Source organism: Pseudomonas sp. 1, assembly GCF_056626735.1.
Window position 1 is genome coordinate 102,434 of sequence record NZ_JBWXMQ010000016.1, and the last position, 12,436, is coordinate 114,869.

Below are 12,436 nucleotides of genomic sequence, written 5' to 3' on the forward strand. Positions count from 1 at the left end.
GTCAACTCTGAAACCGTTACAGGGTGATAAATCTGCCAGAAAAAACCATCTGATGGGTCAGAAAGGACAATTGCCGTGTAAGCTTTCACGCCAAGCTTTTCCATTCCCCCATGGCCGCAGGCGGCCCACTGTACGAGCGACTACATGCAAGCAAAGGCTCGCGAGGTTCATGTGCCACCGGTGTTGCAAGATCTGCGCGCTGGCACGGCCGAACTGCACATTGCGCTGGAAAAACGCCTTCCTTTTTTCTCCGACACCCTTGATCTGCAAGCTTTCGAGCGACTGATGCGCGCCTATTACGGCTTCTACCAGCCACTGGAAAGCGCATTGCAGGACAGTGGCCAACTCCCCGCCGATTTCGATCTGGTTTCGCGCCTCAAAACGCCGACGCTGAAACGCGATCTGCACGCGCTGGGCGCAAGTGACGGGGACTTTTCGCTGTGCCGCCAGTTGCCCGCCATCGACTCCACCGCCGCCTGCCTGGGCGTGCTGTACGTGCTGGAAGGCGCGACGCTCGGCGGTCAGATTCTGCGCCGGGAAATCGCCACACGGCTTAATCTGGGCGCGAACAACGGCGCGGCGTTTCTGGATATCTACGGTGCTGCCACCGGCCGACGCTGGCGCAACTTCATCGAATACCTGGGCAGCCGCCCGATGGACGCCGACGAGCGTGAGGCCGTTGTAGCGGCTGCCCACACGACATTCAGCTGTTTCGAGCGCTGGCTCGAAAGCCAGGAGGTTCTGGTATGACCCCGCAAGACAAAGAAGCCTTTGAAGAGTTGCTGGCCAACTGCGCCGACGAGCCGATCCGCTTTCCCGGCGCGATCCAGCCGCACGGTCTGCTGCTGACCCTGAGCGAGCCGGAGCTTTCGATTATCCAGATCAGCGCCAACGTCGAGACCTTGCTCGCGCGCCCGGCGCAAGAGCTGATCGGCCAGCCATTGCAAAGCCTGATCGGTGATGCCCACGCCGCGCAGGTTCGCGAAGCGTTGCAGCAACCGGCCTGGGCCGATGCGCCGCCGCTGCACTTTCGCCTTAATGGCACGGCGTTCGAAGGTTTGCTGCACCGGCATCAGGATGTGCTGATCCTGGAGCTGGAAATCCACGTCGAAAACTTCCAGCCGCGCAACGTCGCCGGTACTGAAACCCACCTGGGGCGGATGCTCGCACGTTTGCAAAAAGCCCAGAGCCTGCAGGCGCTGTACGACATCAGCGTCAAGGAAATCCAGGCCATGACCGGTTACGACCGGGTGCTGATCTATCGCTTCGAAGAGGAGGGCCACGGCCAGGTCATCGCCGAAGCGTCCGATCCGTCGATGGAAGTTTTCAACGGGTTGTTCTTCCCGGCCTCGGACATCCCCGAGCAGGCTCGGGAGCTGTATCGCACCAACTGGTTGCGGATCATCCCGAACGCTGATTACCAACCAGTGCCGCTGGTCCCCAAGCTGCGCCCGGACACCCAGACCCCGCTGGACCTGAGCTTCGCCACCTTGCGCAGCGTGTCGCCGATCCACTGCCAGTACATGAAGAACATGGGCGTGCTGTCGTCGATGAGCATTTCCCTGCTCAAGGGCGACAAGCTCTGGGGCCTGATCAGTTGCGGCAATCGCCAGCCGCTGCATGTGCCGCACGAGTTGCGCACCGCGTGCCAGACCATCGGTCAGGTGCTGTCGTTGCAGATCAGTGCGATGGAAGCGCTGGAAGTCAGCCGGCAGCGCGAGGAAAAGGTCGAAGCGCTGGCGCTGCTCAATCAGGCGATGATCGACTCGCCACAAAATGTCTTCGATGGCCTGGCCAACCAGCCGCAGGTCCTGATGGCGCTGGCCAATGCCGGCGGCATCGCGATCATCGAAGACAAGCAATTGCACCGTTACGGCAATTGCCCGGAGCCGGAAGAGATTCGCGCGCTGCACAAATGGTTGCAGGAGCGCGGCGAGCCGGTGTTTGCCAGTCACCACCTGGCCAGTGTCTATCCGCCGGCCGCGCACTATCAGCAGGTCGCCAGCGGCGTGCTGGCCATGAGCCTGCCCAAACCGGTGGACAACGGCGTGCTGTGGTTCCGCCCGGAAGTCAAAGAGAACATCAACTGGAGCGGTGATCCACGCAAGCCGCTGGACCTGGAAAACTCCGACGCCGGCCTGCGCCTGCGGCCGCGTACCTCGTTCGAAATCTGGAAGGTCGAGATGGCCGGAATCTCCACCAAGTGGAGCCATGGCGATTTGTTTGCGGCCAACGACCTGCGTCGCTCGGCACTGGAAAACGACCTGGCCCGCCAGGTGTGCCGCGAGCAGGAAGCGGTGCGCGCGCGCGACGAGCTGGTGGCGGTGGTGTCCCACGATCTGCGCAACCCGATGACGGTCATTTCGATGCTGTGCGGCATGATGCAAAAGGCCTTCAGCTCCGACGGGCCGCACACTTCGCGGCGCATCTCGACCGCGATCGACACCATGCAGCAAGCCGCCGGGCGCATGAACACGCTGCTGGAAGACTTGCTCGACACCTCGAAAATCGACGCCGGGCGCTACACCATCGCGCCGCAGAAACTCGATGTCGCGCAGATGTTTGAAGAGGCTCAATCACTGCTTGCGCCGCTGGCGCTGGACAAAGACATCAGCATCTCGTTCGAGGCTGATCCCGACCTGAGCATTCATGCCGACCCCGAGCGGCTGTTTCAGGTGTTGTCGAATCTGGTCGGCAACGCGATCAAATTCACCCCGCGCCTGGGCACCGTCGATGTATATGCCAAATCGGTCGGCGACGATATCGTCTTCACGGTACGCGACAGCGGCGAAGGCATTCCCAAGGATCACTTGCCGCACGTGTTCGACCGTTACTGGACGGTAAAGGAAGGCAATCCGACCGGCACCGGGCTGGGGCTGTACATCACGCAGGGCATCGTCGAGGCCCATGGCGGGCAGATTGTTGCCGAGAGCGAGCCGGGGCAGGGCAGTGAGTTCCGTTTCACCGTGCCGCGTCTGGACTAATCAAGCGGATCGGCGTTTGGGGGCCTGCAACATGGCCACCCACTCGGCGGCGAATCGATGGCAATCGCCGGGCCAGCGCGCCGTCAGCAGTTGCCCGTCGCGCACCATAAATCCCGTTTGTGGTGCCTGCGCGCAATCTCGTTTGGCGACCAGCGGCCCGCGTATAAAGTCGGATTTGCTGGCCAGCGCGGTTTTCACTTCCGCTTCGACGGTCTGCTTGTAGGTGCGGTAGTAGCGCCCCAGCCAGGCAGCGGTCATCAGCCACGCCGGCAACTCCATGGTTGCCGCGAGCAACGCCGTGACCTTGCGCCCGAACAACACCGAACGCCCGGTATCGGGGTCGAGCGTGCGCGCCAGCAACAGCACGCCATGACACACCGCCGCCACGGGTTTTTCGGCTTTGAAAAATTGCAGTGTGATTTGCTGGGCCTGTTTGGATTCCAGCAGTGTGCGCATCCCTTTGGCATGTCCGCCGGGAATCAGCAGACCATCGAACCGGCTCGTGTCGACATCGGCATACGCCAGCGGCTGCCTGAACGCTTCGGATTCGATCATTTTCGCGTAACTGTCCAGATCGGCCTTGCGCGTCATCAGCAGCGAACTCAACGGGCCGAAGCCGACATCCACCAACCGTGGGTCGGCGTGGGCAGGCAAGCCTTGGGGCGTGGCAAAACGCACCTCAATGCCTGCATCACGCATCGCCTGCCAGGGCACGCTGCTTTCGGTGGGGTCGTAATCGGCGCAGGGCAACAGAATCAGAATCATCGAGGACAGACTTCCAGATCGTGAGTAATCGCATAGCCAGAGCGTAGTGGGTCTGCGCGAGCGGGGGGGTAATTTCCTTCAATACCGCCTGCTGTGCGCCGGCTACCGTGAGCGCCTTGTTCCTCGATTTGAAGCAGGTGTGCGATGAGTCTGATTGTGTCGATGGCGGCGTTTGCCCTGGCCGCGTCCATTACTCCGGGGCCGGTGAATATCGTGGCGTTGAGCTCGGGGGCGCAGTTCGGCTTTCGCGCCAGCCAGCGGCATGTAGCCGGAGCGACGCTGGGGTTTGTGCTGTTGCTGGTGTTGATGGGGCTTGGGCTGCATGAAGTGCTTGCGCTGTGGCCGTCGCTGACCCGCGTGGTGCAACTGGCCGGGGTGGCGTTTCTGCTGTTCATGGCCTGGAAACTGGCCACCGATGACGGACAGTTGAATGCCGGGGAATCAGGCAGAGCACCATCGATGCTCTACGGCGCAGTGATGCAATGGCTCAATCCCAAGGCCTGGCTGGCCTGCGTGGCGGGGATGGGCGCGTTTGTCGCCGATGGCGAGGCGCGGCTGGTGTGGCAGTTTGCGGCGGTGTATCTGGTGATCTGCTATCTGTCGGTGGGTTGCTGGGTGTACGCCGGGACGTTTTTGCGCGGCTATCTGCACAACCCGGCGGGGATGCGCTTGTTCAACCGGGTGATGGCGTTGCTGTTGGCTGTAAGTGCGGGGTATTTGCTGCTGCCCTGATCCGTACTCCGGCAAGTGGAGTACGGATCAGCTTGTAGTCAGATCAATCAGGCATCGTCAGAAAATGCCGTTGAGTTCCCGGAAAACGTGGGGCGGCATGGCCGTAAATCGGTTATTTCGCAGTTGGCTGATCGAATACAGCGCGCTGGCCGTACGACCGTTGCCGTCACCGAAGCCCTGAAAGCCGACTACCGCGCCCAATACCTGTTTATCAAAGTGCGGATGGCTTGGGTCCAGGGTTTTCAGATGTTGTTCGAGCAGCGCGAATCCGGTAGGGCTGCTGCCGTATTTGGTAGGGGCACCGGCATCGCGCACTTTGCCGAAAGCTTCCGGTACCAGTTTTCGATGAACCTCCCTGATCACGTTCGGGTCGTTCAGGGGGGCCTTGTTCGCGGTGTAATCGCGCAATACCCCAAGGACATTGTCGAAGTCGTTACCACTGGAGCTCGAGCCGTTCAACATCCACGCGGTGGCTCGTTGTGAAGGATCGGTATAGCCAAGGGGATTGAAGCTCGCTTCCGGCATCACGTCGTTGTACGGCGATTTGCCCAGATCCAGTTTCAGAATGTCTTGCTGATAGCCCTTCATGTATCGGGCTTTTCTGCTCTCGAGTTCGTAGAGGACAGCCAGTGTTTCGGTGTAACCCTGCACCGTGCTGCGCGCATCGTTGAGCTGGACGGGGTGGCCCTTGATGAATGCTTCTGTCAGTTCTTCCAAAGCCCCTCGACCGATCAGCGACTCCAGATCGCCTGCCTGTTTCGACTGGTAAGCGGATTCCTTCACGGCGTTGTTCGCGAGGTGGCGCCATTCTGTTTCAGTTGCCCCTTTGGGCAGCTTGAAATTCTTGTCGCTCAAACGCGTAACGACGTGTTGTACCGTTTCGATGGCATCGCTTTTGAGCAGTGCCCGAGCATGAGAAACCGTGTCCAGCGACATCCGCGCGTGCGCTGCCGAGCCGCTGTGATCAATGACTTTGAGCAGGTCATAACTGTTGGCGCCGGTCAGGTATCTCAGTTGCTGTTTCGCCTGGTGCGCAAGTGAGCGGGCACTTCCGCTCAATTTCGCAACACCTCGGCCGAGCAGTTTGCCACCGACCTTAAGCAGTTGCGGCAAACCGGATAACGGGTTGAACAGACTGAGGGCCGTGCTGGCCAGAACCCGCGAAGCCGACAGTAGTTTGCCGGCGATGCTCGCGGCTTTACTGGCGGCGGCAGCGATTGCCGCTGGCGCAGCGAAGAGGGTCATTGCGAGAACGGCGGCATCGACAATGCAGTCGAAAATTGCACCACCCTGTTTCTTCGGATCCCCTGAGGTCAGTCCTTCGACGCAGCTCTTGAAGGGGATGATCAGGTTAAGAATCATGTTGAAGATGGCCTCGGTCTTCTCGATCGCCTTCTCCCGTACCGTTTGTTGCAGACCCAGTTGGTGGATTTCCTGCTCGGTGATATACGGATTTTTTCTGGCGATCAGTGAACCCAGGTCTTTCACGCGTGCGGATCGGTACAGGGGTGTTTGATCGTCCCGGTTTTTATACGGGGCGGGGGCTTCAAACGCACCAATCTTGCGCACCTGGATTCTGGATTTGACGTTGGCCCTGGGGGTGACGTTTTGCAGGTAGGCCTGTAGATCAACGGGGGCTCTTTCGAGTTGCTTCTGATCGGTGAATCGAGTGTCGAGCTGGAAGACGCTTCCGGAAACCAGCGGATTGAAGAGTGTTTCCAGATCAGGGTTGTGCCGACACTCCATCCGCAGAGGAAACAGCTCAAAACACTTGATGGCGTAGCCATGCTGTACACAGAGAATGACGCCATAACGGCCGGTTTCTCCCGGGATGTAAGTGGCAGGGCTGAAGCCATAACGACCGGTGACTCTCGCCGGTTTGTAGTTCATCTGCTGAACGCAATAGATACCGATCGCTCCATCTTCAATAGACGCTGCATCTTCCGGAAACAGCTGTGAAATGGCGATCTGGATGTTGCGCGTCAGACCTTCGAGGACGGCGTCGAAATGACTGGCGGTCGCCGTTTCGTAAAGCTCGGCAACGGGAAACAGATCGGGCAGCCTCGCAAAGGATTTGTAGATACTGGTGCCTCTGATGCGATCCCAGTCCCGGGTGTGCAGTTCGTCACTCATGTAGAGATCCAGCACCGACACTTTGCGACCGGCGCCACCGCCACTGCCACGGTGTTTGACCAGCAGTTCATCGGGGTCGCATTCCGGTTCCCGGGACTTGAGTTCTTGCAGTGCGAGCTGTCTGCGATCAGGAAATGGCCTGGAAAAACGTTCGGTGGCTTCCAGCATTATGGCGACGTACTGGTCGTACTCGCGTATGGCGTGCTCGATGTCATCGGGCTTGAGATTGCCTTGCGCATCGCGTGTGATGAGGCCGTTCATCCAGGCCCAGGTCACCACCGGGTCCACCGATCCCTCCGCCTGCAATGACGCCAGTGGCGCGAGTGATTTAGTCGACTGGCTGAACCCCATCAAATGTTGATAGGTCATTTTGCGGCTGGCGCCGGGAACCAGCGCTTCAACCAGATGTATAGCCTGCGTAGCGATCACGCAGGCCGGTGTTCCCATCTGCAGGCTGGGCGGCCAGTCTGGAAAAAGGTACTCGGGGGCCATGCCTGCCAAAACCATTTGTGCCACCAGCGGCGCGAGTGGGGGGGCGACGTGCAGGTTCTTGATCAGATGCGCTTCCAGGTCGACCCGAATCCGGGAGGGGTGCTGTTTGAAGTAGCTTTTTGAATACAGATCGAAGCCGGCGAAGTGGGTATTGGCGATATTGAGCCCCGGGTCGAGGTCCAGCAAGATCACGGCAGCCGCCAGTTGTTCTGCCAGCTCAGTCGTTTGGTTTGTTGCTGCTGGTTCATCAAGCCAGCCCAATTTCGACAAGTAATATTGCCCGTGCCGGGACGCCGCACTTTCGAGCACTTGCTGCAGGCGATAGTCCGTGCTGGTTGTAGCGCCGTCGCCCGGTACGCTTTCAATCAGCACACGTCTGCCGAGGCCATTGATGATGGCTTCAGAACCCTGCCTGCAACTTTGTGTCAGATCAAGAATCATGACCCGCTTGTTTCCCACAAGTTTGAACGGCGACTCGTCGGGCGCGTCCAGAAGTTGCCAATAGTTTCCGAACTTCGGAGGCTCAGGCAATGTCGAGAAGTTCAACAGATCGAGCAAGTTGCGGGTGTCTTGTTCGGTATCCGGCACTTGCAGCCCGTTCAATCGCAGCCACTGGCCGACCGTGACTTCGTTTCCCGTAATGATCCACCCGCCAGTGAGTTCCGCGACCTTGGCCAGAAGTTCGAGGCTGTCGTCAAAGCTCGCCAGCCCTGCGACATCCGCGGTGATATCCCGGGGAGAAACAAAGGGGGTAGCGGGCCGGTCGTTGCTGGCGACCATGTTGCGGTAACTGAAGTAGAGACGTCCATGCTCGTCCAGCAGAAAAACCGCGTTGTCCGGAATCTTGCGTCGAGCGCGGACAAAGTGAAAATCCTCGTGGCGTAGAAGTATGGAAAGCGACACTTTACCGTTGCGATGAAGTCGGTCGAATGTGCTGTCTTCCACACACGGAACAAGGATTTCGTTGCATTTCCAGTCGAGGCGTTCAACGGCGTATTCATCGCTGATGAAGTTTGTAATGGTCTGAATTGTTTTTTTTTTTTGCAGTGCATTCGCCGAAACGGAGGCGTCGTTGTTTTGTGGAGACATTATTGAGCATCCATTTTCTACAGATGAATTTAATGTTTGGTTACGGTCGACGATTAGTTTAATCGTGGTGGTATGGCAACTAAGAGCCGAGACTAAGCGAACGCGGCAGGTTTTGTATTCGCGATTATTTTCCAAGTGTTTTCAGGGGTAATTTGGCGAGAGTCAGATCTGTTGTTTTTGCGGGGTGGCGAGTTGTTCGCGATAACTATGTATATCTGTCCAATTGTGTATTTCAGACTTTCCTTTGTGGTTTTTCCGCCGGCTGGAAATCGATGAAGACAAACCTGGGCACATGACCACTCGTCGCTACTGTCAAAGTTGACGGAAAAAATCGGAAAAAAGGCGAAAAAAGGGACGTACCAAAAAAGGGACGCATTTATTTACCAGTCCCCACTATGTAAACCCGCGCTTCCTTTCAACGGGGAGCGCGGGTTTTGTCGTTTTCGGGCCTACGGAAACCTTCGTTGAAGAGTGTTGAAGTTTATGTCCGCAAAGCCACGCAACCTTGCGCCTTTGCCTACGCATCCGCCAGAATCCGCCGGCTTGTGCGCCTTGAGGGTGGGCTCTATCGTTTCCGGGTCGCTGACGAATCAGCGATCGGATTTGACCGTCCGACTCAATCAAGGCGTGCCAGTGCCCAGGACCGGATTCAGAAGTCTTTCTGAACCTACGTGTCGCGGTGGCTGTGCGTGGGATACCTTCGGGTATGCCGGGTTCCTTGATTCCCGGTCGGTCAACCCGCGTACAGCTGCCACCTTTCGATTGACCGCGAACGGTAGCAGCTCCGTCTATCAAGGAGTTTTACCATGATCAAACCAACGCCAAACCCACCCGAAACCGACACCACTTCGCCCTACGAAACCCTCGACTCCAAGAAATTCCACGAAGCCGCCGACCGCGCCCTCGATCATTACCTCAATCCGCTGCTCCCCCGAAAACCACTCCTCAAACCCAATACCCGCTACCTCATCGCCCCCGGCATCCCGAACGAAGAACTATTGGCCGACGCCTGCGAAACCCTGACCTCGGCCAAAACCATGGCCAGCGATTTCGCGGGGATGATCGAGGCGCCGCAGCGGCATGTGCTGTTGGGCATCGGGCAGCTGATCATGCTGGCGGAACTGGCGGTGAATCGGGTGCTGGATAATCTGGATGTGGCGGCTGAGCCGCGTGTCTGAGTGCTGAAACCGAAACGGCCCATCGCGGGCCGTTTTGTTGTTATCCCCGATACTGCCCCGGCGTCGCCGCCAGATGCTGTTTGAACGCCCGTTGAAAGTGCGCCTGATCGGCAAACCCGGCCTCCAGCGCTACATCCGCAATCAACTGCCCGCGACGCAGACACTCACGCGCAAACTGAATGCGCTGGTTGACCAAAAACGCATGGGGCGTCATGCCGAAGTGCTGTTTGAAGGCGCGGATCAGATAGGACGGTGAGAGTTCTGCGGCGACGCAAATGTCGTCAAGGCTGAGCAGATCGGTGCAGTGCTGGCGGATGAAGTCGGCGGCGCGTTCAAGTTTGAAATTCGGTTCTCGCAACGGTGGCTCGATAGGGTTCAGACACAGTTGCAGGTCGCTGAAAAACTCCACCGCTGCACTCTGTTTGCGCAGTACGTCTTGCTGTTCGTCGACCAACACGGCGTACAACCCGTTCAAGTCGCGAAACAGGCGGGCGTCATTCAAATGGGTATCGGAAAACCGCCGAAACTCAAGTTCCCCACTGAAGCCCAGCTGATGCTGCAGATCCGTCAGCCACGGTGTTTCCACATACAACATCAAATACGACCACGGCTGATCGTCGATCGGGTTGCAGGCGTGCACGTCCCCGGGATTCATCAGCACCACGGTGCCGGCCGTCACTTCGAACGAGGATTGCTCATGCACGTAAGTGCTGCGCCCGGCGGTGATCGCGCCGATGGAAAAGTGCGCGTGGGAGTGCCGTGAATAGCAGACCTCACGCCCGTCGGCGATGGCCCGCGCTTCGATAAAGGGCAGGGCGTCGTCGCGCCAGAAGCGCGGGGCTTGTTCGGGGTTCTTGGTGGCAGCTTTCATTGTTGGGGTTCTCGGCAGACCAGTGCCCGAGTGTATTAGCTCTGGCCGGCGAAGGCTCGTTCCAGTTCGGCGATGTCGAGTTTTTTCATTCCGAGCATGGCCTGCATCGCCCGTTGCGCCTTGGTCTGGTCGGGATCGGTCATCATGTGCGTCAACGCTACCGGCACGATCTGCCACGACACGCCGAACTTGTCCTTGAGCCAGCCGCACTGTTGCGCTTCCACCGGCCCGCCGGCGCTGAGGTTGCCCCAGAAATGGTCGACCTCTTCCTGGGTCTGGCAATTGACTTGAAACGAAATCGCCTCATTGAACTTGAACATCGGCCCGCCATTGAGCCCGGTGAAGGTCTGGCCGTCGAGTTCGAAACTGACGGTCATCACCGAGCCTTCCGGGCGGCCGTGAAACTCCTGGCCGGCCTTGCCGTAGTGGGTGACGGTGGTGATTTTCGAGTGGTCGAAGATCGAGCAGTAAAACTTCGCCGCCGCTTCGGCCTGATCGTCGAACCACAGGCAGGGTGTGAGTTTTTGAAAGCGTTGCATGGCAGTCTTCCTCGGCAGGTTGGACACGCTGGATTAATAGCGTAGCCAGTCTGTGCTCGGCTGGCTGTGCCCCGGATCGATGGTTGGATGCAAGGAGGACGGGATGTAGTCGTATTGACCTTGTTGTTTGTCAAAACGACTGTTTTCGTCTGTGTCAAATTGACTCGTGTTTGCGCAACTGACTGATATTGCTGGGCGAATAATCTGGCACGCAAGTTGAAGTGTCTTGCGTACAAACCGATCCGCTCAGGAGTACGACAACATGTTCGCTTTCTTCGAGAATCCGCTGAACGTTCTGCACCTGTCGAGCAAAGTGCTCGTCGCCGGTCTGGTCATGTTGCTGGCGGGAATCTACGGCGCTTATCTGTATCAGGGCCACATGCCCATTGCGTTGCTGGTGGCGATGCATGCGATGACCATCGTCGGCCCGACGTTGATCAAGATTGGCTATGTGATGCGCCTGCTGTCGCAGTATCGGTTGGGCCAGTCACCCGCACTGGCGGTGGCCTGAGATGCGCAGACTCGCGGCGGCGCCAGTGTTCAGCCTTGGCTTTCGGCCGCTGTTTCTGGCCGGGACCGGATTCGCCGCTCTGACGGTGCTGATCTGGGGTCTGTGGCTTTACGGCCATTGGTTCGATCTGCAACCGACGGGCGGCATGCTCGCCTGGCATCGGCATGAAATGCCGTTTGGTTTTGCGGCGGCGATTGTTGGCGGATTCCTGTTGACTGCGGTGCCCAACTGGACCGGCATTCCCGGCGTACGCGGCGGGGCATTGATCGCGTTGGTGTCGGTCTGGCTGCTCGGGCGTGGTGCTTGGGTTTGCACTGGTGTTGATCGCGGCGGGTTGCCGGGTGTTGGTGGTGCCGTTTTCCAGCCTTGGCCTCGGCTTGTCCGTGGTGCTCTGGGGCGCGGGGTTCGGGCTGTTTTTACGGCATTACACCGGGATCCTGCTCTAGCCAAGGCTCTAGCGTTTTACCCGCGACGCTCGGCAATCATCAGCAATGACTGCGGCACCGGGCTTTGCGGATGCTGCGGCTCGCGCAGGTCGGTCAATTGCAGGCCGGCCATGTCCAGCGCATTCAGCCAACTGGACAAGGTGCGGAAATACCACGGCATCGGCGACCACTCGCCCTGGAACCCGTCGAAGGTTTCTTCCCGCCAGCCATCCTGATAATCACCGGCGGCCACCGCCCATGGATGCAGCGTCTGGATCACCAGCGCACCGCCCGGCGCGAGCAGGCCATTCATCGCCGCGAGCAGCGGGATGATGTCCTGATGCAGCAGGGAAAAGTTGGCGCAGATCAGGTCGTAGTCGCGGCCAATCTCGACTTTCGCCTCAACCAGATCTTCGTAACTGGCGACATGCACGGGTGATGAACCGGCCAACTGCGCAGCCTCGACCAGTGTCGCATCACCGTCCACGCCGACCGCCTCTAATCCTCGCTCGACCAGCGCCCGCAACAGCCAGCCTTCGCCGCATCCCAGATCGAGCACGCGCTCGGGCTGGCGTCCCATCACCGCCAGCAGAATGGCCTGATCGGTCACTTGCCGGCGACTCTCGATGGCGCCGCTGCGCACGGCTTCGGTCCAGGCCCGGGCGTTGTGGTGCCAGCTCTGGAGGAGGGTGGATTCAGGCGAGGACATGACAAACT

11 protein-coding genes and 1 pseudogene are annotated in these 12,436 nt (G+C 59.0%); 7 read left to right on the forward strand and 5 right to left on the reverse strand.

The genetic code is table 11. From position 1 onward, the window contains the following. The first annotated feature begins 144 nt into the window (after nt 1–144). Together AC1MDC_RS22810 and AC1MDC_RS22815 are read left to right on the forward strand one after the other, a co-directional pair. Nucleotides 145–750, forward strand: coding sequence for a biliverdin-producing heme oxygenase (locus AC1MDC_RS22810; protein WP_085698804.1), 606 nt, complete (start codon nt 145–147; stop codon nt 748–750). Then, nucleotides 747–2,984: an ATP-binding protein gene (locus AC1MDC_RS22815; RefSeq protein ID WP_085698806.1), complete on the forward strand. Its 2,238-nt coding sequence runs from the start codon at nt 747–749 to the stop codon at nt 2,982–2,984. The genes AC1MDC_RS22810 and AC1MDC_RS22815 overlap by 4 nt, the downstream gene beginning before the upstream one ends. Here the strand turns inward: AC1MDC_RS22815 and AC1MDC_RS22820 are convergent, their stop codons facing one another. Further along, the gene (locus AC1MDC_RS22820) at nt 2,985–3,749 is read right to left on the reverse strand and encodes a type 1 glutamine amidotransferase domain-containing protein (protein WP_480393711.1); all 765 of its coding nucleotides are present in this window, start codon (nt 3,747–3,749) and stop codon (nt 2,985–2,987) included. Nucleotides 3,750–3,893: 144 nt separating this feature from the next. Between AC1MDC_RS22820 and AC1MDC_RS22825 the strand changes: the two genes are divergently transcribed. After that, a complete protein-coding gene (locus tag AC1MDC_RS22825; protein WP_085704261.1) occupies nt 3,894–4,481 on the forward strand; it encodes a LysE family translocator in 588 nt (195 codons plus the stop codon). A gap of 57 nt (nt 4,482–4,538) precedes the next feature. On the opposite strand, the gene AC1MDC_RS22830 is transcribed toward AC1MDC_RS22825, so the two are convergent. Then, nucleotides 4,539–8,195, reverse strand: a complete 3,657-nt coding sequence (locus AC1MDC_RS22830; protein WP_480393712.1) for a hypothetical protein — start codon at nt 8,193–8,195, stop codon at nt 4,539–4,541. A gap of 806 nt (nt 8,196–9,001) precedes the next feature. On the opposite strand from AC1MDC_RS22830, the gene AC1MDC_RS22835 reads away from it, so the two are divergent. After that, nucleotides 9,002–9,373: a DUF6124 family protein gene (locus AC1MDC_RS22835; protein WP_480393713.1), complete on the forward strand. Its 372-nt coding sequence runs from the start codon at nt 9,002–9,004 to the stop codon at nt 9,371–9,373. 40 nt (nt 9,374–9,413) lie between these two features. Here AC1MDC_RS22835 and AC1MDC_RS22840 read toward each other — a convergent pair whose 3' ends face one another. Next, nucleotides 9,414–10,244, reverse strand: a complete 831-nt coding sequence (locus AC1MDC_RS22840) for an AraC family ligand binding domain-containing protein (protein ID WP_480393714.1) — start codon at nt 10,242–10,244, stop codon at nt 9,414–9,416. Between the two features lie 35 nt (nt 10,245–10,279). Further along, complete coding sequence (locus AC1MDC_RS22845) at nt 10,280–10,783, reverse strand: VOC family protein (protein WP_480393715.1); 504 nt, start codon at nt 10,781–10,783, stop codon at nt 10,280–10,282. Between the two features lie 262 nt (nt 10,784–11,045). On the opposite strand from AC1MDC_RS22845, the gene AC1MDC_RS22850 reads away from it, so the two are divergent. The 3 genes and pseudogenes from AC1MDC_RS22850 (at nt 11,046) to AC1MDC_RS22860 (ending at nt 11,740) form a co-directional block, all read left to right on the forward strand. Then, complete coding sequence (locus AC1MDC_RS22850) at nt 11,046–11,294, forward strand: transmembrane sensor/regulator PpyR (RefSeq protein ID WP_085698819.1); 249 nt, start codon at nt 11,046–11,048, stop codon at nt 11,292–11,294. Between the two features lies 1 nt (nt 11,295). Next, nucleotides 11,296–11,601: pseudogene (locus AC1MDC_RS22855) on the forward strand (NnrS family protein); the annotation flags it as partial. After that, complete coding sequence (locus AC1MDC_RS22860; RefSeq protein WP_170929737.1) at nt 11,591–11,740, forward strand: hypothetical protein; 150 nt, start codon at nt 11,591–11,593, stop codon at nt 11,738–11,740. The pseudogene AC1MDC_RS22855 and the gene AC1MDC_RS22860, both read left to right, overlap by 11 nt. A 16-nt stretch (nt 11,741–11,756) precedes the next feature. Here the strand turns inward: AC1MDC_RS22860 and AC1MDC_RS22865 are convergent, their stop codons facing one another. Beyond that, nucleotides 11,757–12,428: a class I SAM-dependent methyltransferase gene (locus AC1MDC_RS22865; RefSeq protein ID WP_227235259.1), complete on the reverse strand. Its 672-nt coding sequence runs from the start codon at nt 12,426–12,428 to the stop codon at nt 11,757–11,759. Nucleotides 12,429–12,436: the final 8 nt, after the last annotated feature.

Excerpts from the sequence above, each read along its gene's own strand:
- AC1MDC_RS22850 (WP_085698819.1), top strand. The coding sequence starts at position 11,046 with ATGTTCGCTTTCTTCGAGAATCCGCTGAACGTTCTGCACCTGTCGAGC.
- AC1MDC_RS22845 (WP_480393715.1), bottom strand. The coding sequence starts at position 10,783 with ATGCAACGCTTTCAAAAACTCACACCCTGCCTGTGGTTCGACGATCAG.
- AC1MDC_RS22830 (WP_480393712.1), bottom strand. The coding sequence starts at position 8,195 with ATGTCTCCACAAAACAACGACGCCTCCGTTTCGGCGAATGCACTGCAA.
- AC1MDC_RS22815 (WP_085698806.1), top strand. The coding sequence starts at position 747 with ATGACCCCGCAAGACAAAGAAGCCTTTGAAGAGTTGCTGGCCAACTGC.
- AC1MDC_RS22840 (WP_480393714.1), bottom strand. The coding sequence starts at position 10,244 with ATGAAAGCTGCCACCAAGAACCCCGAACAAGCCCCGCGCTTCTGGCGC.
- AC1MDC_RS22865 (WP_227235259.1), bottom strand. The coding sequence starts at position 12,428 with ATGTCCTCGCCTGAATCCACCCTCCTCCAGAGCTGGCACCACAACGCC.
- AC1MDC_RS22820 (WP_480393711.1), bottom strand. The coding sequence starts at position 3,749 with ATGATTCTGATTCTGTTGCCCTGCGCCGATTACGACCCCACCGAAAGC.
- AC1MDC_RS22810 (WP_085698804.1), top strand. The coding sequence starts at position 145 with ATGCAAGCAAAGGCTCGCGAGGTTCATGTGCCACCGGTGTTGCAAGAT.
- AC1MDC_RS22825 (WP_085704261.1), top strand. The coding sequence starts at position 3,894 with ATGAGTCTGATTGTGTCGATGGCGGCGTTTGCCCTGGCCGCGTCCATT.
- AC1MDC_RS22835 (WP_480393713.1), top strand. The coding sequence starts at position 9,002 with ATGATCAAACCAACGCCAAACCCACCCGAAACCGACACCACTTCGCCC.